The organism is Duncaniella muricolitica, assembly GCF_910574735.1.
GTDB classification, from domain to species: domain Bacteria; phylum Bacteroidota; class Bacteroidia; order Bacteroidales; family Muribaculaceae; genus Duncaniella; species Duncaniella muricolitica.
This window is the reverse complement of sequence record NZ_CAJTCF010000005.1, coordinates 37,748-56,742: the sequence shown is the minus strand read 5'-3', so window position 1 is coordinate 56,742 and position 18,995 is coordinate 37,748. Positions and strand designations below refer to the sequence as shown.

16 protein-coding genes are annotated in these 18,995 nt (G+C 54.1%); 14 read left to right on the top strand and 2 right to left on the bottom strand.

Going from position 1 to position 18,995, the window contains the following annotated elements; translation table 11 throughout:
• The first annotated feature begins 104 nt into the window (after nucleotides 1–104).
• From QGT73_RS02000 to QGT73_RS01965, 8 genes are all read left to right on the top strand, one after another.
• The gene (locus QGT73_RS02000; RefSeq protein ID WP_280121215.1) at nucleotides 105–821 is read left to right on the top strand and encodes a pyridoxine 5'-phosphate synthase; all 717 of its coding nucleotides are present in this window, start codon (nucleotides 105–107) and stop codon (nucleotides 819–821) included.
• A 99-nt stretch (nucleotides 822–920) separates the two neighbouring features.
• A complete protein-coding gene (locus QGT73_RS01995) occupies nucleotides 921–1,568 on the top strand; it encodes a MotA/TolQ/ExbB proton channel family protein (RefSeq protein WP_280121214.1) in 648 nt (215 codons plus the stop codon).
• Between the two features lie 4 nt (nucleotides 1,569–1,572).
• Nucleotides 1,573–2,007 (top strand): ExbD/TolR family protein, encoded by a 435-nt coding sequence (locus QGT73_RS01990; protein WP_280121204.1) that lies wholly within the window; start codon nucleotides 1,573–1,575, stop codon nucleotides 2,005–2,007.
• A gap of 35 nt (nucleotides 2,008–2,042) precedes the next feature.
• On the top strand, nucleotides 2,043–2,846 hold the full coding sequence (locus QGT73_RS01985) for a hypothetical protein (protein ID WP_280121203.1): 804 nt from the start codon (nucleotides 2,043–2,045) through the stop codon (nucleotides 2,844–2,846).
• A gap of 599 nt (nucleotides 2,847–3,445) precedes the next feature.
• Nucleotides 3,446–6,493 carry a SusC/RagA family TonB-linked outer membrane protein gene (locus QGT73_RS01980; RefSeq protein WP_280121202.1) on the top strand — a complete coding sequence of 1,016 codons (3,048 nt, stop codon included), beginning with the start codon at nucleotides 3,446–3,448 and terminating at the stop codon, nucleotides 6,491–6,493.
• A gap of 46 nt (nucleotides 6,494–6,539) precedes the next feature.
• On the top strand, nucleotides 6,540–8,078 hold the full coding sequence (locus QGT73_RS01975) for a RagB/SusD family nutrient uptake outer membrane protein (RefSeq protein WP_280121201.1): 1,539 nt from the start codon (nucleotides 6,540–6,542) through the stop codon (nucleotides 8,076–8,078).
• A 39-nt stretch (nucleotides 8,079–8,117) separates the two neighbouring features.
• Nucleotides 8,118–9,200, top strand: a complete 1,083-nt coding sequence (locus tag QGT73_RS01970) for a cadherin repeat domain-containing protein (protein WP_280121200.1) — start codon at nucleotides 8,118–8,120, stop codon at nucleotides 9,198–9,200.
• A 92-nt stretch (nucleotides 9,201–9,292) separates the two neighbouring features.
• Complete coding sequence (locus tag QGT73_RS01965) at nucleotides 9,293–10,732, top strand: DUF8037 domain-containing protein (protein WP_280121199.1); 1,440 nt, start codon at nucleotides 9,293–9,295, stop codon at nucleotides 10,730–10,732.
• Nucleotides 10,733–10,843: 111 nt separating this feature from the next.
• Here the strand turns inward: QGT73_RS01965 and QGT73_RS01960 are convergent, their stop codons facing one another.
• Complete coding sequence (locus QGT73_RS01960) at nucleotides 10,844–11,407, bottom strand: flavin reductase family protein (protein WP_280121198.1); 564 nt, start codon at nucleotides 11,405–11,407, stop codon at nucleotides 10,844–10,846.
• A 77-nt stretch (nucleotides 11,408–11,484) separates the two neighbouring features.
• The gene (locus QGT73_RS01955) at nucleotides 11,485–11,850 is read right to left on the bottom strand and encodes a winged helix-turn-helix transcriptional regulator (RefSeq protein ID WP_280121197.1); all 366 of its coding nucleotides are present in this window, start codon (nucleotides 11,848–11,850) and stop codon (nucleotides 11,485–11,487) included.
• Between the two features lie 165 nt (nucleotides 11,851–12,015).
• Here QGT73_RS01955 and QGT73_RS01950 point away from each other — a divergent pair, with 165 nt between their 5' ends.
• The 6 genes from QGT73_RS01950 (at nucleotide 12,016) to QGT73_RS01925 (ending at nucleotide 18,891) form a co-directional block, all read left to right on the top strand.
• Entirely contained in the window at nucleotides 12,016–12,399 is a 384-nt protein-coding gene (locus tag QGT73_RS01950; protein WP_123617373.1) for a nuclear transport factor 2 family protein, read from the top strand.
• A 174-nt stretch (nucleotides 12,400–12,573) separates the two neighbouring features.
• The gene (locus QGT73_RS01945) at nucleotides 12,574–13,416 is read left to right on the top strand and encodes a DUF3737 family protein (RefSeq protein ID WP_280121196.1); all 843 of its coding nucleotides are present in this window, start codon (nucleotides 12,574–12,576) and stop codon (nucleotides 13,414–13,416) included.
• A 4-nt stretch (nucleotides 13,417–13,420) separates the two neighbouring features.
• Complete coding sequence (locus QGT73_RS01940) at nucleotides 13,421–14,560, top strand: MalY/PatB family protein (protein ID WP_280121195.1); 1,140 nt, start codon at nucleotides 13,421–13,423, stop codon at nucleotides 14,558–14,560.
• Between the two features lie 20 nt (nucleotides 14,561–14,580).
• On the top strand, nucleotides 14,581–15,978 hold the full coding sequence (locus QGT73_RS01935) for an MATE family efflux transporter (RefSeq protein WP_280121194.1): 1,398 nt from the start codon (nucleotides 14,581–14,583) through the stop codon (nucleotides 15,976–15,978).
• A 92-nt stretch (nucleotides 15,979–16,070) separates the two neighbouring features.
• Entirely contained in the window at nucleotides 16,071–17,405 is a 1,335-nt protein-coding gene (trkA, locus tag QGT73_RS01930) for a Trk system potassium transporter TrkA (protein WP_280121193.1), read from the top strand.
• A 22-nt stretch (nucleotides 17,406–17,427) separates the two neighbouring features.
• Entirely contained in the window at nucleotides 17,428–18,891 is a 1,464-nt protein-coding gene (locus QGT73_RS01925) for a TrkH family potassium uptake protein (protein ID WP_280121192.1), read from the top strand.
• Nucleotides 18,892–18,995 lie beyond the last annotated feature (104 nt).

Below are 18,995 nucleotides of genomic sequence, written 5' to 3'. Positions count from 1 at the left end.
TTTTTCTGAGTAAATTTGCATCCGCAATCCTGTCGGGACGTGGTACAAAGTTACTAATATTCTTATATATATTCAACCGCCCGCGGGACAAAAAGATTTAAATGATGACAAATCTAAGCGTTAATATCAACAAAATAGCCACCCTGCGCAACGCGCGCGGTGAGAATGTGCCCGATCTGCTCAAAGTGGCCGCCGACTGTGAGACCTTTGGCGCGCAGGGTATTACCGTGCATCCCCGTCCCGACCAGCGTCACATCAGGCGCGATGACGTCTACAAACTGCGTCCGCTGGTACGCACCGAGTTTAACATCGAGGGTTATCCCGCGCCCGAGTTTATGGAGCTTGTGCTCCAGGTGCGACCCACCCAGGTGACACTCGTGCCCGACGCGCCCGACGCACTCACTTCGAGTGCCGGATGGGACGTAGCCTCCAACATGGAGTTTCTCACCTCGGTAGTGGAGCGTCTGCGCGAGGCCGGCATACGTTCGTCGATATTTGTCGGCACCGACATTGACAACATACGTCTTGCCGCCAAGACCGGGGCCGACCGCATAGAGCTTTACACCAAGCCTTATGCCGACCTTTATCCCACCGACCCCGAACGAGCCGTGGCCCCCTTTGTCGAGGCCGCCGACGCAGCCTTCAAGTGTGGTCTCGGAGTGAATGCCGGCCACGACCTTAGCCTTGTCAATCTTGAGTGGTTTCACTCGCACATTCCCCGCCTGAGCGAAGTGTCGATAGGCCATGCCCTCATCTGCGACGCGCTCTATCTCGGCCTCGAGGAGACGATACACCGTTATCTGCAGTGTCTCCGTTCCTGATTCAATAGATAATAATACATACTCATATACAGCCTCAACATGTTTCAACAGCAATTTGTCGACACACTGTCGGCCACGGCCGATAGCCTCACTCCCGTAATGCAGGAACAGGCCGCGCAGATGGTGCAGGAGCTTTCGGTGTGGGATCTTACCATGCGTGGCGGTTTCATCATGATACCTCTCGCCATCCTGTCCATTATAAGCATATATATATTTGTAGAGCGTTGCATCGCCATAAGCCGCGCACGCAAAGAAGACTCCTCGTTCATGCAGCGCATCCGCGATTACATACATGACGGCGAAATCGAGAGCGCGCGCAATCTCTGTCACCGCACCGACACCCCCTATTCGCGACTCATCCTCAAAGGCATCTCGCGCATAGGCCGTCCGATGAACGATGTGCTCGTAGCCATCGAAAACACCGGCAACATCGAGATCGCCAATCTCGAGAAGGGTCTCTCCTGGCTTGCCACCACAGCAGCCGGCGGTCCGATGATAGGTTTTCTCGGCACAGTGATAGGTATGGTCGACGCTTTCTACAATCTTGCATCGGCCGGGACGAGTGCCAACATCGCAGTGCTTGCCGACGGCATCTATGCCGCTCTGGTGACCACAGTGGCCGGTCTTATCGTCGGCATTATCGCCCTCTTTGCCTACAACTATCTCGTGGCACGTATCAATAAGGTGATGAACAACCTCGAGGCCAAGACCATGGAGTTTATGGACCTTCTCAACGAGCCTGCATAAAGTTATGGCACTCAAGCGACAACACCGCATGATGGAAGTGTTTTCCATGGCATCCATGACCGATGTCATATTTCTGCTTCTCATCTTCTTTATGGTCACTTCGACATTTGTGTTTCCGACCGCGCTCGAAGTCAACCTCCCCGAGAGCTCCCACCAGACCGCGCTCAAGCCCTCCACGCGGGTGTTTATCGACCGGGAGTCGCGACTCTACGTGTCGCTTGCCGGAGAGGAACCGGTGAACGTAGAGATCGAATCGCTCGCCGCCGCGCTTCAGGAGGCACGTCTTAAGGCCGACCCCTCGGCCGACGATTTCATTGCGGTCTATGCCGATGAAGAGGTGACTTACGGCACGCTCGTGAAGGTGCTTGACCTCGGAGCTCAGAACAACCTCAAGATGGTGCTTGCCACCAAACCTGCTCCCGCCACGGCCAAGCCTTGAGCCGGAGTTCATATATGTTTTTAAACAACCTCTAAATGTCTCCATCGCGTCGAAATAAAATAGTTGCCATGCTGGCCACACTGCTGTTTCATGTAATAGTGGTGGTGATTCTTGCCTCGCTCTATCTGCGCTATTCACCCTCCGAGCAGGCAGAGCGCAAGTGGCCTCCTGTCGACTCATCCGAAGTGCTCTTTGGAGGCGAATTTGTAATGACCGGCGACTCGCCCGAGCTTGCCGAGTCATCTCAGGAGCCGGCTCCGGCCGAGGTCCACGAGCCTACTCCCCCCGCGCCTCAGGCTCCCTCGGTGGAGAATACCGGCACACCGGCCCCGACACCGGCTCCGGTGGTGACATCCGAGCGGCCATCGCCCGCCAAGGTCATCAAGGAGACACCCAAGGAGCCGACCGGTCCGACAAAAGCTGAAATCGAAGCGGCCGAGCGCGCGAAGCGTGAAGCCGAGACACGTCAGCAGATAGCCAACAAAGTGCAGTTTGGCAAGTCGGGCACAGGTTCGACCGGTCAGGGCAAGGCCGGAAGCACCAACGGCAACTCGTCGACCGGCGCGTTGAGCGGCACACCAGGCTTCAATCTCAAAGGGCGCACAATGGACTCGTGGAGCAAACCGCAGCCCGGCCCGCTCGGCACTATCACCGTAAAGGTCAGTGTCAACCGCCAGGGACAGGTCACCGAAGCCTCCTATCAGTCAGGCACAGGGGCGGCTGCGGCAAATGCCTCGACGCGTCAGAATTGTGTCAATGCCGCGCGAGCCTCGCGTTTCTCGGTCGACAATGACGCTCCAGCCATACAGACCGGCACAATCACATATCGCTTTCAATAATATATCATCCCCTTGCTATATATAATCACTATATATAATAAGGTGTAAAGGGGCGGTGCGTCAGGTATGTACTGAAACTTTTTTGCACAGGACAACTTTTGTTAGATTATGTTGATAAAATGTTGAAAACTTTTTGTGAAAAAGTTTGAATATATCGAAAAGTTGTTTTATATTTGTCGCAAGATTCTTCAAAAGCCATCAGAGGGTGATTGGGGAATAATGATAAAGACAATAAAAAAAGATAATGTAGAGATTTTTTCCCCACGTAAAAAAAGACAAGCCGTATTTTACTACTTGTCGGAGGTCTTGACTCCGACTCTTTTCGCAGCCATTGAAAAATAATTTCCCCGACCTTTCCAGCCAAGGTGTGACAACCGAGATGACCGCTTGTCGCGCACAGTCGGCCGGGACGTGAAAAACGTAATTACATTCATCTTTTTTTGACGCGTCCTTACCACGCACGCCTATAGGCGTGTGCTTTACGGTGCGCACCGTAAAGCACAGATGCCGTTAGACGTCACACATTGATAATATAGAGATTACAATAACATATTTACAACGTTCTAAAAACCTCTTGCATGAAGAACATTTGTCATCAAATGACCCGGAAAGTCTGGCTTGCAGCCCTCCTTACGCTGTGCTTTTCTTTCCCGGCTTTAGCGCAGAAAATCACGGTCAGTGGTACTGTGATCGACCCTGAGGGCGAACCCCTCATCGGAGCAAGTGTGCTTGTGAAGGGCGAAACGCTCGGCACGGCTACAAACATCGACGGTGAATACACCATCTCGGTCCCCTCCGACGGTATCCTTGTATTCTCCTATGTGGGTTATGACACACAGGAGATACCCGTCAACGGCCAGACCACACTCAACGTAAGCATGAAGGAAAATTCGCTCATGCTTGACGAAGTAGTGGCCATCGGCTACGGTACAGTAAAGAAAAGCGATGCCACCGGTTCGGTGGCTACCGTAAAGCCCTCTGAAATCGAGGCCGGTCTTGCCACTTCGGCTCAGGACCTCCTCGTCGGAGCCTCGCCCGGTGTGGTAGTGACCACTTCCGGTAATCCCTCCGAGGGCGGTAACATACAGATACGCGGCGGTGCGTCGCTTGCAGCGTCCAACGACCCCCTTATCGTGATTGACGGTGTGCCTATGGACACCAAGGGTGTGGTAGGTTCGTCCAACCCCCTGTCGCTCATCTCGCCCGAAAGCGTCGAGTCGATGACAATTCTCAAGGATGCTTCGGCCACAGCCATCTACGGTAGCCGTGCGTCAAACGGTGTGATTATCATTACCACCAAGAAGGGTGCCAAGGGTGCTCCGCAGGTGACATTCACAGCCAACGCCTATATCAACACCCCCCGCAAGCTGCTCAACATGATGTCGGCCGACCAGTTCCGCAACTTCATCATCAGTGAATACGGAGCCGAGTCAGACCAGGCAGGTGCTCTCGGCAACTACAACACCGACTGGCAGAAAGCGGCCACACGCACCACATTCTCCTCTGACTACAGCCTCAGCATCGGCGGCACGGCAGGTATACTTCCCTATCGTGTGGGCATCAGCTACTCCAACAATAACGGTATCCTCGAGTTTACCTCGATGGAGCGCACATCGGCCAACATCAATCTCTCGCCCAAATTCTTCAACGACCTTCTTTCGGTCAATGCCAATGTGCTCGGAGCATATGTCAAAAACTCATATGCCAACAACAACCTCGGCTCATGTGCAAGCATGAACCCCACACTTCCCGTGCGTGACTATGAGAACGGCTGTCCGCTCTTCGGCTACTGGACTTCATATGTAGGCGGCGGTCTGCTTGCCGGTCCCGACACCGAGGGTACGAAAATCAACTCGACCACCGCACCTCTCAACCCCATCGCCGACATGGCTGCCGTAAACTCCTATGGCAAGTCATACCAGTCGATAGGCAATCTCCAGCTCGACCTCAAGATGCCTTTCCTCACCGACCTCCGTGCCAATCTTAACCTCGGTTATGACTATCAGCACGGCACATGGAGCGGCGGCAACTATCCCAACACCCCCAATGCATGGAACGGTGGCTATGAAGTAATCAAGGACGGTAAAATCGAGACTATCAAGGACGGCGGCACATCTTGCACCGATCAGTTCCAGACACGTGTCAATCTGCTTCTTGACTTCTATCTCAACTACAATCACTATTTCGAGTCAATCAAATCAAGCGTCGATGTGACCGCCGGCTACTCATGGCAGAAGTTCCACAACAAACGTCGTGAATATACTTATGTAAACCGCGTCATGGATCCCGCCAACGAGATTTATCTCGGCATGCAGGCCCGTCCGACAAGCATCAACATCGATCCCCTGCAGCTCGTGTCGTTCTTCGGCCGTGCCAACTTTGTGTTCCTTGACAAATATCTCGTGACAGCCACCGTGCGCCGCGACGGCACCAGCCGCTTCTCCAAAGACCACCGTTGGGGCACATTCCCCTCGGTAGCTCTCGGATGGAAGATACTTGAGGAAAACTTTATGGAAGGTGCTCGCGGCTATCTCAACGATCTCAAGCTCCGTGCCGGCTACGGTATCACCGGCCAGCAGGATCTCGGCGATGACCTCTTCCCCTATCTCCCCATCTACAGCGTGTCGGAAGACCTTGCCGGCAAATATCCCTCGCTCACAGGCAAGGGCGACGGTGTTCTCCCCATTACCCCCGGTGCCTACAATTCAGACATCAAGTGGGAGGAGACTGCCACATGGAACGCCGGTCTTGACTTCGGTTTCATGAACAACCGCATCCTCGGCAGCATCGACTTCTACAAGCGCAAGACCAAAGACCTCCTCACATTTGCCAACTATCCCGCAGGTTCCAACCTTACCAACAAGGGTAACATGAATATCGGCGACCTCGAGAATATCGGTGTCGAGTTCACACTCACCGCCCGTCCCATCGTTACCAAGGATTTCACATGGACATCATCCTACAACGTAGCCTGGAACAAAAACAAGATCACACGTCTTGCCGAGGGTGCCGACACCCAGACCGGCGGCATCTCGGCCGGTACAGGCGGCACCATCCAGAAACATGAGGTAGGACATCCCGCCTACAGCTTCTATGTCTACGAGCAGGTCTATGACAAGAACGGCAATCCTCTCGAGGGTGTCTTCGTTGACCGCAACGGCGACGGCCAGATCAACGAGGCCGACAAATATCTCTATCACAGCCGCGACCCCAAGGTGACAATGACATGGAACAATACTTTCAACTGGAAGAACTGGGACTTTGGTTTCGTGCTCCGCGCCAATATCGGCAACTGGATGTATAACAACAACCAGGCAGCCAATGTAAGCAAGCGTGCCAACGCCGCTCTCCCCCTGAGCAACCTCATGGCCGACACCTTCCTCTTCGAGACATCCGACATCACCACCATCATGAGCGATTATTTCGTACAGAACGCTTCGTTCCTCCGCTGCGACAATATCACTCTGGGTTACACATGGCAGAACCTCCTCAACAACCACCTGCGTCTGCGTCTCTACGGAGCCGTACAGAATCCTTTCGTCATCACCAAATACAAAGGTCTTGACCCCGAGGTATTCTCAGGCATCGACAACGGTGTATATCCCAAGCCCACCACATTCTCGCTTGGCGTTGTCGCTTCGTTCTAACATCTGTCACAGTTATCAACACTAACAATATTGAATTACAAGAATCATGAAATTCTCAAAATATATAATAATAGGTGGCATCGCGCTTTCGATGGGCTTTACCTCCTGTGTTGACGACCTTGACGTCAGCCCCGAGAACCCCACCACCAAGCTGGAGTTGACCACTGCCGAAGATTATTATGCTCTCATGGCCCGAGTCTACGGAGGTCTTGTGCTCGAGGGCGGCATCGCTGTCGACGACGGTGGCGCGGGTGTCTACACCCGTCAGCTCTGGAACGTACAGGAACTTCCGTCTGACGAAGCCATCGTAGGTTACAACTGGAACGACGCCGGCATCCAGGAACTCGGCTTCTCCACATGGTCGAGCGACAACCACTGGCTCTATGAGTGCTTCTCGCGTTTCAACTATCAGATAGCTCTCTGCAACGAGTTTCTCCGCACCATCGGCAACGCTTCGGGTCTGATAGCCGAGGACGAAATCAACACACTGCGCTGCGAGGCCCGTGTGCTCCGCGACCTTTCATACTATCATATGATAGACATCTTCGGCCGCGGTCCCTGGACCGACGAAAATTCCGTAGTCGGAGCAACACCTCCCACCTACGACCGCAAGCAGCTCTTTGACGCCGTAGTGGCCGACCTTCTCGCTGCCGTTCCGGGTCTGCGTCCCGCTTCGCAGCAGGTATATGGCCGCATCTCGCGCGAGGCCGGCTATATGCTCCTCGCCAAGATGTATCTCAACGCCGAGGTCTACACCGGCCAGGGCATGTGGCAGCAGTGTGCCGACGCCTGCAACGAGATACTCAAGACCATCAATCAGCTCGCTCCCGAGTACAAATATCTCTTCTGCGCCACCAATGACAAGTATGTGGGCAACGGTGAAATCCTCTGGGGCATACCTCAGGACACCAACACCCTCCACACCTATGGCGGCACCACCTACATCTCGGGCGGTGCATACAATGCCGAGGTGGCTGTCGACAAGCCTTACGGCTGCGGTGTCGACGGCTGGGGCGGTCCCCGCGTGCGTCCCGAGCTGTCACAGGCTCTCGCCAAGAACGACAAGCGTCGCCTCATCTACGAGGGCTCGTTCAATGAGAATCTCCACAATCTTGACTCCTGGACCAAGGACGGTGACGGATACATGTGTGTGAAGTTTGTCTACACTCCCGAGGACAACTATGACAACGCCGACGGCTCGTCAACCACATCGACCGTGTTCAACTCCACCGACTTCCCCCTCTTCCGTCTCGCCGACACTTATCTGATGCTCGCCGAGTGTGAGAAGCACGGAGCCTCCAACTGCAACGGTCTCGCCCGCCTCAACGACGTGCGCAACCGTGCCGGTCTCGGCTCAGTCACCTCCTACACTCTCGACGACATCCTCACCGAGCGTCTCCGCGAGCTTTACTGGGAGGGCCACCGCCGCAGCGACCTCGTGCGCTTCGGCAAGTTTGCCGGCAATGCCTACAACTGGTCATGGAAAGGCGGTGTGGAGGCCGGAGCCGCTACACAGTCTTATCGCAACGTATGCTGTATCCCCGCACAGTATGTGCCCACCCTCGGCCAGAACCCCGGCTATTAATTCATCATCATTTATTCTGAATAATTACACCGATTCAATATGAAACTTCATATATTTGGCTTGATGGCATTGGCAGTTGCCGGGCTCACCTCTTGCGAGGCCGACAAGGATCCTGTGCTCCAGGAGCCGACCGAATTTAAGGTAAACACCCCTCCGTTTGTCAATCAGCTCTATGATCTCTCGCCCGACGGAGTGATGGAGATAACCTGCTCGCAGCCCAACTATGGTCTCGCGCTTGCCCCGACCTACACAGCCGAAGTGTCGATCTATCCCGACTTCGGCGAGAGCCTTCCCGCTCCCGCTCCCGATGACGAGGATGCCATACCTTACTCTGTGCTCATCGCGACCAACAACCCCTACAGCGCGGTGATGGAGATTCCCGAGAACGCTATCGCAGTAGCCATCTGCGAGATGCGCGGCATTACCGAGGAGGCACAGTATACCGACGAAGGTCCCCGCCCGCTCTACGTCCGCGTAATAGCACAGGTGGCCGACCAGCTTTCGACCCGTATCGTCTCCGAGCCCATCACATTCCCTCAGGTGCAGGGCTACTTTGCCTCTAATGTCGCCGCGCTTGACGTGCTCTACACTCCCGGCAACTCCAACGGCTGGAGCCATGACAACTCGCAGCAGCTCGCAAGCTACGAGGAGGGCAAGTATCGCGGATTTGTCTATATCAACGGTGAGTTCAAGTTTACCTCCGCTCCCAACTGGGATGGTGTCAACTATGGCAGCACCGGCGTAGAGGGCGAGCTCTCTGATGACGGCGGCGCGGGCAACCTTGCACTCCCCGCCCAGGGCGAAGGTCTCTACTATGCCCAGGTCAACACCAACGACCTCACTTACACTCTCACCTACATCTCGGCCGTGAATATCCCCGGCGGATTCAACGGATGGGATATCACCTCGACCATGACGTCGACCGATTATCTCCACTGGACAATAACCGCCGACCTCAACGGTGAAGAGTTTAAGTTTGCCTTCAACAACTCATGGGATCTCAACCTTGGCGGAGCCATCGACGCTCTTGAGTTTGGTGGCGGCAATATGGTAGGCGAGAGCGGTGAAGTGACCGTAACGCTCGACCTCTCCAAGCTCCCCTACACAGCCACTTTCGATTAAACATCCTCTAAGTAAAAAATTCGACTTTCAGTATGCGGGAGTCGCGGATAAGCCTCCCGCATACTGAAATAAACAATGAATAACACTATTACATGAAATATTCAGCATTATTCGGATTAGCTGCACTCGCGCTCGGCTTTGTGGCCTGTGATGAAATCGAGGAATCCACCGGTCTGCCCCAGACTAATCCACAGCTCCCCATACTTACGGTCGACAATGTGCCTCTGACACCCGCGGCTGCCGCACAGCAGGGCATCAATCTTATCCAGGCCAACGATAACGGCGGCACAATCAATCTCGCCACTATCGAGACCCCTGCCGACTTTCCCGAAGGCTATCGTGCCGAGGTGCTCTCGATTGAGCTTGGCAAGGACGCCGCTTTCACCGAGAAGCAGACCATTCAGGCCGTGACCGATGCCGAGGGCAATGTGACTGTCCAGGCCGATGACTGGGAGACAGCCCACCAGGCACTCTTCGGCAAGAATCCCGGCACGACAACTACCTATATACGTATTCCCGCATGGGCCGTAAAAGGTGACCAGACCATACGTCTCGGCAACGAGAACGCATATTACTCGACATTCTCCACTCAGGTGACACCGTTTGACCTTTTCGACGGATATGTAATCGAGGATGCCTATTATCTCGTCGGCTCGTTCTGCGACTGGGATTTCTCCAAGGCTCTCAAGTTTAGCCACAACGAGTATGACCCCTATGACGACCCCACCTTCACGCTCAAGGTGCCCGCATTCACTCCCGACTGGGAATGGGTGATTATCCCCGAGTCGACCCACGCTGCCGGACACTTTGTCGACGCTCCTCAGTCGAGCTTTGGCGTTGAGTTCAGCAACAGTCTCAAGGGCGCGCTCGTAATCAATGACACTCAGGACTACGGCACCCCCGGCGTGATTACTGAAAATGCCGGCATGCTCTTTAAGGTCAATATGCTTGACCTCACTTATGAGATTGAAAAGCTCCCCTCGGTGCTCTACACCCCCGGCAACTCCAACGGATGGAACTTTGACAACTCTCAGCAACTCGTATCCTATGAGACCGGCAAGTATCGCGGATTTGTCTACATCAACGGTATCTTCAAGTTTACCGACGCCCCCAACTGGAACGGTACCAACTATGGCAACTCGGGCACTGACGGTGTGCTGTCGACCGACGGCGGAGCCGGCAACCTCGAGCTTCCCGCCCAGGGCGAAGGCCTCTATTTCGCCGATGTCAACACCAACGACCTCACCTATACCCTCACCTATATCTCGGCCGTGAATATCCCCGGCGGATTTAACGGATGGGACATCAACTCTACGATGACCTCTGCCGACTATCTCCACTGGACAGTGGTGGCCGATCTGCAGGGAGGTGAGTTCAAGTTTGCTTTCAACAACTCATGGGATCTCAGCTACGGCGGTGCCGCAGACGACCTCCAGTATAACGGACCCAACTGCAAGGCTCCCGAAGGTACATATCTCGTGACCCTCGACCTTACATCCGTGCCCTACACCTACACACTGACAGCTCAGTAAGGTAGAATCAAGTCAGAAAACATAACACCCTCTGATAGCGTCGCCCGACCATGCTCCACGTGAGCAGGCCGGGCGATTTTCAAGTTATTAGACACCCTCTTATTTCAGTGATTATTTCAGAGCTTTGCCATCGGAGAAAGCATTTCCGACCTTCTCACCGAGGGCGATATAGCCATTATGAACCGGGTCAAAGGTTATGAGCCGCATTTTCTCGACATCAGGTTTGCCGTCCTCTGCCAGATAATTCTCATCGCAGACTATATTGACGATTTCGGCCACGATATAGTAACCCGATTCTGACTCGTAAAGCTTCTCCTTGATGCGGCACTCCATTGTCATAGGGAAACAGTCGAAAACAGGAGCATTGACATTTTCACCTTTGACGGCTTTCCATCCGGTTTTCGCTATTTTATCATGGTGAGTCTTGCCGCTTACGATGCCTACATAGTCGGAGGCCGTGAGAGTATCAACAGTGGCAAAGGCAACGGTGAAATCTCCGTTGCGGTTAAGATTTTCCGTAGTGGCGTGTGCGCCCATTGAAATCATGATTTCGTTCATGTCCCATTGACCGCCCCAGGCGGCATTCATGGCATTGGGAGTGCCGTCGGCATCATAAGTGCCGATGATTAGTACAGGCTGAGGAAGCAGCCATGCCTTTGGTTTGAAATTCGTCATTATTCCTAATTTTTACTCGTTACATAAGTTTATAACAATCATAAGCCATATTTTACCATATCCGATAGGCCTCACGTTCACTTGTCACACTTGCGGCCATATTTCCGCTCAAAAATATCAAAGTGTTCCTCGCCCCATTTTAGCATAAGGTCAATGATTGGTATCAGTGATAGTCCGAGTCCGGTGATTTTATACTCTGAGCGTGGAGGTAGTTCCGGATAGATTGTCTTTGTTACGAGGCCGTCCTCCACCATCTCTTTGAGTTGAATGTCGAGTACTCGCGGAGCGGCTTCCGGCAGACATTTGTGTACCTCGCTCGGTCGCTTCGGCTCACCGTTTCTCAATTCGTCAAGGATACAAGACTTCCATTTCGACTCGATCAGACTCATTGTAAGCCGTAACGGACAGTCCAGATCCACAGGTATTTTCTTTTCGTATGCCATCGGGTAAGTTTTTTATTTTTCTTGACGGTTACAAAGTTAGTCAATAACTGTTTAATTTACATATACCGAAAAAATTTTCGGTATATGAATAATTTTTCGGTACTTGATTTTAGTATATTACCATAGTAATTTTGCACTCAGATAATCAAATAAATATATAAAATTATGCGAGACAAAATCAAAGAATACGAAGCCGTGGCACGTGCCGCCGAGAAGTTTGTAAAGAGTGTAGCCGAGGGCAACAGTGAGTATGCAAAGACTCTGTTTACCGACGATGCCGTGCTGTTCGGCATACTTAACGGCACCGTCGAGCGCGGCTCCATAGAGCAGTTTTACCACAATGTCGATACCGTTGGAGCAGGAGCAGAGTTCAAAGCCCGAATAGATGTGCTGGCAGTCGAGGAGACCGTGGCGGTCGTCCGCGTTCTTGAAGAGGGATGGGGTGGCACCATCGACTTCACCGACTTCCTTCTGTTGCTCAAACTCGATGGCGAATGGAAGTGTGTGGCCAAGGCATACAACCAGAACTCGGACACCATCAATAAGTAAGAGCTAATCACCCGTCACCAATCCACCTTGAAAATCAGCCGATTTGCCCAAATAAGAAAAAAGTGGTAATTTTGTACGTCAAAAGTGGTAGGTATATCCGAAAGAATGGTTCAATACATTTCCTGAGAGCTTGTTAATTTTGCAGAAAGTATTAAAACCAATCAAAATCAACTTATGGAAATCATCAAGGACAAAGAGTTTGGCGGAGAGCGTCCGCTGTTTGCAAGTCATGATATAGAGCTCGACAACGTTACAATCCATGCCGGCGAGTCGGCCCTGAAATGCTGTACAGACGTAGTGGCGCGCAACTGTCGTTTTGAAGGTAAATATCCTTTCTGGCATGTCAGAGGATTTGTGGTCGAGCATTGCCTCTTTACGCCCGGAGCGCGTGCCGCTCTGTGGTACTCGTCGGGGCTGCGCATGACCGACACACAGGTCGACGCGCCCAAGATGTTTCGCGAAATGGACGGCATAGAGATGGAGCGTGTAAATATACCCGACGCTCAGGAGACACTCTGGCACTGCCGCAACGTGGTGATGCGCGACGTCGATGTCAGAAATGCCGACTATCTGTTCATGCATTCCGAGAATATCGACATCGACCGCTATCGTCAGGAAGGCAACTATTCATTTCAGTATTGCCGCAACGTAGTGATACGCAACGCCGAGATTCACTCCAAGGATGCTTTCTGGAACACCGAGAATGTCACTGTCTATGACTCCACGCTATCGGGCGAATATCTCGGCTGGCACTCGCGCGGTCTGCGGCTGGTGCGCTGCCGCATATCCGGCACACAGCCGTTGTGTTACTGCGAGGGTCTGGTGCTTGAGGACTGCACTTTTGACGCTGACGCCGACCTTGCCTTTGAGGACTCGGACGTGCGCGCCACAATCATGTCGCCTGTCACAAGTATCAAAAATCCACGCACAGGCTCGATCACTCTACCGTCGGTAGGCGAGCTCATACTCGACGCCAATATCCTCCCGCCGGCCGATTGTAAAATTGAAACCCGATAGTCATATGCTTGTATCACCTGACCGAGCCGGCACAGGTTCTTATAAATGGGACGAATATCCCGGCACCATACCGCTTTGGGTGGCCGACATGGACTTTGCCACGGCACCGTGTGTCATCGATGCTCTCCGCCGCAGGGTAGAGCACGGAGTCTTTGGCTACACACTCGTGCGTGATGAGTATTACGAGGCCCTGACACGATGGTTTGCCTCACGCCATGGCTATACGTTCACCCGTAATGATGTCATCTACACATCGGGAGTTGTGCCCGCTCTCTCGGCCATAATCAAAGCCCTTGTGCGGCCGGGCGACGGTGTCATAGTCATGACTCCGGTCTACAACTGCTTTTTCTCGTCGATACGCAACAACGGATGCCGCATAGTCGAGTGTCCGCTGGTGACTGTGCCGGCGGGCGAGGGCGAGTTTTCCTACCGCATGGACTTTGACGCGCTCGACCGTCTGGCGGCCGATCCGGCCAACACCATGCTGCTCCTGTGCAATCCTCACAATCCCGGCGGGCGCGTATGGATGCCCGAGGAGCTGCGGAGCGTGCGCGACATCTGCGCGCGTCACGGAGTGCAGGTGGTGAGCGACGAGATACATTGCGAACTGACAATGCCGGGTTATGCCTACACCCCTTACGGCACAGTCGACCCCGAGGCCATAGTGTGCGTGTCGCCCTCAAAGGCTTTCAACACTGCCGGGCTTCAGATAGCCAATATCATAAGTCCGTCGGCCCGAAAGCGCGCGCTGATCGACCGGGCCATCAATATCAACGAGGTGTGTGACGTTAATCCTTTCGGAGTCGAGGCTCTCATAGCCGCTTACAGCGACGAAGGGGCCGTGTGGCTTGACGGACTCAAGGAGTGTCTGGCCGACAACTGGGAGTATACGCGCCGGTTTTTCCATAGCCGTTTCCCGCAGTGTGCGCTCGCCCGTCTGGAGGCTACTTATCTGCCTTGGGTCGACATTTCATCTCTCGGACTCACGGGGACAGAGTTTGCCCGTATGGTCGAGGAGAAGTGCAGGGTGAAAATCAATGACGGAGCCATGTATGGCGACGACCGTTATATCCGTCTCAACATAGCCTGTCCGCGCCCGCGACTCGAAGAAGCATACGGAAGGATTATGAAATCAGATTTTTAAACACCTGTCAAGTGTCCCTTATGGCCAATTCGCTCATCAATCACTCGACCAATCTCACTTTAGGGCAGCAGCTCAAGCTGACCGCCAGGCTGTCATGGCCCGCCATGATGGCCCAGTTGTCGAGTATCATGATGCAGTATATCGACGCGGCCATGGTGGGACGCCTCGGTGCCGACGATTCGGCATCGGTCGGACTCGTCTCCACCTCGCTGTGGCTCTTCTGGGGCATCTGTTCGGCCGTCACTATGGGATTTTCCGTACAGGTGGCCCACAGTATAGGCGCGGGTGAACACGAGCGAGCGCGACGCATACTCCGTCAGGCCATCACGTCGTGTCTGATATTCAGTGTGGCTGTGGCTGTGACGGGTGCGTGCATTGCCGGACAGTTGCCTCATTGGCTCGGCGGAGACGCGGCCGTGTGTCCCAAGGCATCGCTCTATTTTCTCGTGTTTGTGCTCGCACTCCCGCTCCTGACGATGAACTATCTCGGCGGAGGCATGCTGAGATGTGCAGGCAATATGAAAGTGCCGGGCGGACTTAACGTCATGATGTGTGTGCTCGACGTGATATTCAATTTCGTGCTCATATTTCCCACACGTCCTATCGAGATAGCCGGCATGGGTTTTACGATGCCCGGGGCCGGACTCGGAGTGCTCGGAGCCGCCCTCGGCACAGTGTCGGCCGAAATAGTCACGGCCGGAGCCATGATGTGGTATCTCTGCTTTCGTCAGGACGGTCTGGCCATAGGGCGTGAGCACGGCAGCTTCCGACCCGTGCGCGACGTGTTGCGCAAGGCTCTCAAGGTCTCGGCTCCGATGACACTCGAGCATGCCGTGATATGCGGAGCGCAGATAGCGGTGACGGTGATAGTGGCCCCGCTCGGGGTCATGGCCATAGCGGCCAACGCCTTTGCCGTCACAGCCGAGAGCATCTGCTATATGCCCGGCTACGGAATAGGTGACGCGGCCACGACACTTGTAGGGCAGAGCTACGGCGCGAAACGGCTCGACCTGGCCAGGCGTTTTGGCTACATAACCGTGGTGCTCGGCATGGTGACCATGACAGTGATGGGCATAGTGCTCTATATCTTTGCCCCTTGGGTCATGGAGATGATGTCGCCGGTAGGGGAGATTGTCGACCTTGGCGTGCGCTCGCTGCGCATCGAGGCTTTTGCCGAACCGATGTTTGCCGCCTCGATTGTAGCCTATGGCGTAATGATAGGTGTCGGCGACACCATCATGCCGGCGGCCATGAACTTTGGCAGCATCTGGCTGGTGCGTCTGCCGCTTGCCGCGCTTCTCGCGCCGACAATGGGGCTTGCGGGAGTATGGACGGCCATGTGTATAGAGCTGATGTTCCGCGGGGCCATATTTCTGTGGCGGCTCCTCTCGGGTGCGTGGCTCAGAAAGGGATTGTGACGTGACTGCGGCGACGACTCGTGCGGATACGAATCGTGTTGTATAATTGCGCGAATTATTATAATTTTGCCGGTCACATCAAATCATATAAAATGAGAATCATCATAGCCGGCGACGGTGAGACCGGCACGCATCTTGCCGAAATGCTTTCGGTCGAGAATCAAAATATAGTGCTGATGGGCACCAATGCCGAGCATCTGGCCGAGCTTGATGCCGCTGGCAATTTCATAACATTTGAAGGCTCCCCGCTCTCGGTTGGTAATCTCATGCAGTGCGGGGCCGACGCGGCCGACCTGTTTGTGGCTGTGACGCCCGACGAGACGGTCAATATCATCGCCTGCGAGATGGCCCGGATGTGTGGTGCGCGACGGTGCGTGGCAAGGGTCGACAACCCGGAGTTTGACCGAGACGACGTAAAGGCGATGCTCAAGACCCATGGTGTCGACATGATAGTCTATCCCGAGCGTCTTGCGGCTGTGGAGATAGCACAGTTTATCGAACACAACTGGGTCAGCGAGTGGTTTCAGCTCCATCGCGGGGCCTTGTATGTGGTGGGTGTGCGCATGCAGGCGTCGGGCACGCTCTGCGGTAAATATCTGCGCGATGTGCCCAATACGCCACGGCTGTTTCACGTCTCGGCAATAAGACGCAAGAACGAAATCATCATCCCCGGCGGCAATGACTGTCTGCTTGAGGGTGACACCGTATACTTCTCGGTGCTTCCCGATAACGTCGATGTGTTGCGTGACCTGTGTGGTCAGAGCGAGAGCCGCGTGAGACACATCATGGTGTCGGGGGCGGGACGCGTGACTGAAAATCTTCTCGGACTCATCGGCAATAAATATAAGGTGACGGTGATAGACCCCGACCGCGAGCGTTGCATGGCTGTCTCGCGCCGTTTCCCGGGTGTGGTGGCGGTCAACGCTTCGGCCAACGATGTGGCCACGCTCAAGGACGAGGGCATAGACCGTTGCGACATGTTTCTGGCTCTCACCGGCAGCTCGGAGACTAACATCGTGTCATGCATGGTGGCACGTGAGCACGGTGTGCGCAAGACTCTGGCAAGAATCGAGGAGCTTCAGTACATGCCCGAGGCCGAGAGCCTGTCGATCGACAAGATTATCAACAAGAAACTGCTTAATGCCGGCAGGATACTCAATGTGCTTCTCGACTCCAATGTGGCCACGACCCAGTGTATGTCGCTCTACAAGGCCGAGATAACCGAGATGATAGCACCCGAGGACTCCAGGATAGTGTCAAAGCCTGTGGCCGAACTGTCGTTGCCGCGCGACATCACCGTCGGCGGTCTCATACGCGACGGCGTAGGGATGCTTGTCGAGGGGCGTTCACGCATACAACCCGGCGACCATGTGGTCATCTTTTGTGTCTCAGGCATGATTTCACGACTCGAACGTCTGTTCAGATAGCGGCAAGGGGAGGGATTTACTGATGAAGACTGCATTGGATTTCAATTCGATAGCGAGGATAATGGGGCGGCTGATATTGATAGAGTCGCTGATGTTGCTTGTGCCTATGGCTGTGAGTCTTGTCTACCGAGAGAGCGACTGGAAGGGCTTTGCAGTGGCAGCCACGGCGGCGTTTGCCGTAGGTGGTGCGGCCAAACTGTCGACACGTCGTACGGAGACTCCGATACGTCGTCGCGAAGGTTTTTTTATCACGGCACTTATATGGATAGTGTTTTCGTTTTTCGGCATGATACCGTTCATGCTCAGCGAGCGGCCGCTGGGATTTACCGACGCGATGTTTGAGGTGATTTCGGGATTCACCACCACCGGTGCGAGCATGATTGCCGATGTCGACAGCCAGTCACACGGCATACTGTTCTGGCGGGCGTTCACTCAATGGATAGGCGGACTCGGCATCATACTCTTCATGCTCGCCGTATTGCCCGAGCTCAACAGGCCGTCGGGCATATCGATGTTCAACGCCGAGGCCACCGGCATAACGCACGACAAGCTGCATCCTCGCATCCGTCAGACGGCACTTTCGCTCTGGGGAGTGTATGTGGTCATAACCGTGGCCTCGACTCTATTGCTGTGGGCCGGCCCGGTCAATCTCTTCGACAGTGTGTGTCAGACGTTTGCCGCAGTTGCCACGGGCGGATTTTCGACCCACAACGCAGGCATAGCCTATTGGGCTTCGGACTATGTGTATGTAGTGCTTACTGTCGTGATGTTTCTTGCCGGTCTCAACTTCATGCTGCTTTATCACGTGTGGAGCAACGGTGTGAGAGGAGTGCTGCGCAATGATGTATTTGTCGCGTTTGTCGCAGTGCTGGCCGTAGCCTATGTGTTGCTGCTGGCGTCGGCATTGCTGCGCGGAGCCACCGGAGGAGTCGGTGAGTTGCTTGTATATCCGATGTTTCACATAGTGTCGGCCATAACGTCGACAGGATTCTCCATCGCCGAGGCCGAGACATGGGGACCGTTCTCATTGTTTCTGACCATACTGCTTATGCTGTGTGGCGCGTGTGCCGGCTCGACCTCGGGCGGCATCAAGATAGACCGTCTCGTAGTGTTGTGGCGCAACTTTTCCAATGAACTCAAGCGCACCGTGTTTCAGAAACGAGTCTACGTGGTCAGTCTCAACGGCAGCGCGCTCCAAAGCAGTCTTGTGACGCGCATATCGGCGTTTGTGATGATTTATATGCTTGTCGTGGTCATCTCGACGGGATTCATAACCATGTTTGGCTACACGTTTACCGACTCGCTCTTCATGGTGTGTTCATGTATCGGCTGTAACGGACTCGGCTATGGGGCCACCGGAGCGGAGGGCGGATTTGCCTGTCTGCCATGTGCGGTCAAGTGGCTTCTTACGGTCGTGATGCTCGTAGGCCGTCTCGAGCTGTTTACATTTCTCGTCTTGCTCCTTCCCTCCTTCTGGCGGCGGTGAGCAGGATGGATAAAACTGTGGTTTTACATAGTACATATATGGTAATATTTTGTTATTCTGTTACAAAATAGTTAACTTTGTGTGTGAAAAATCCCCCTTTAATT

What these genes read in the sequence shown, in the direction of transcription:
- QGT73_RS02000 (WP_280121215.1), top strand. Translation starts at nt 105, where the DNA reads ATGACAAATCTAAGCGTTAATATCAACAAAATAGCCACCCTGCGCAAC.
- QGT73_RS01995 (WP_280121214.1), top strand. Translation starts at nt 921, where the DNA reads ATGCAGGAACAGGCCGCGCAGATGGTGCAGGAGCTTTCGGTGTGGGAT.
- QGT73_RS01990 (WP_280121204.1), top strand. Translation starts at nt 1,573, where the DNA reads ATGGCACTCAAGCGACAACACCGCATGATGGAAGTGTTTTCCATGGCA.
- QGT73_RS01985 (WP_280121203.1), top strand. Translation starts at nt 2,043, where the DNA reads ATGTCTCCATCGCGTCGAAATAAAATAGTTGCCATGCTGGCCACACTG.
- QGT73_RS01980 (WP_280121202.1), top strand. Translation starts at nt 3,446, where the DNA reads ATGACCCGGAAAGTCTGGCTTGCAGCCCTCCTTACGCTGTGCTTTTCT.
- QGT73_RS01975 (WP_280121201.1), top strand. Translation starts at nt 6,540, where the DNA reads ATGAAATTCTCAAAATATATAATAATAGGTGGCATCGCGCTTTCGATG.
- QGT73_RS01970 (WP_280121200.1), top strand. Translation starts at nt 8,118, where the DNA reads ATGAAACTTCATATATTTGGCTTGATGGCATTGGCAGTTGCCGGGCTC.
- QGT73_RS01965 (WP_280121199.1), top strand. Translation starts at nt 9,293, where the DNA reads ATGAAATATTCAGCATTATTCGGATTAGCTGCACTCGCGCTCGGCTTT.
- QGT73_RS01960 (WP_280121198.1), bottom strand. Translation starts at nt 11,407, where the DNA reads ATGACGAATTTCAAACCAAAGGCATGGCTGCTTCCTCAGCCTGTACTA.
- QGT73_RS01955 (WP_280121197.1), bottom strand. Translation starts at nt 11,850, where the DNA reads ATGGCATACGAAAAGAAAATACCTGTGGATCTGGACTGTCCGTTACGG.
- QGT73_RS01950 (WP_123617373.1), top strand. Translation starts at nt 12,016, where the DNA reads ATGCGAGACAAAATCAAAGAATACGAAGCCGTGGCACGTGCCGCCGAG.
- QGT73_RS01945 (WP_280121196.1), top strand. Translation starts at nt 12,574, where the DNA reads ATGGAAATCATCAAGGACAAAGAGTTTGGCGGAGAGCGTCCGCTGTTT.
- QGT73_RS01940 (WP_280121195.1), top strand. Translation starts at nt 13,421, where the DNA reads ATGCTTGTATCACCTGACCGAGCCGGCACAGGTTCTTATAAATGGGAC.
- QGT73_RS01935 (WP_280121194.1), top strand. Translation starts at nt 14,581, where the DNA reads ATGGCCAATTCGCTCATCAATCACTCGACCAATCTCACTTTAGGGCAG.
- trkA (WP_280121193.1), top strand. Translation starts at nt 16,071, where the DNA reads ATGAGAATCATCATAGCCGGCGACGGTGAGACCGGCACGCATCTTGCC.
- QGT73_RS01925 (WP_280121192.1), top strand. Translation starts at nt 17,428, where the DNA reads ATGAAGACTGCATTGGATTTCAATTCGATAGCGAGGATAATGGGGCGG.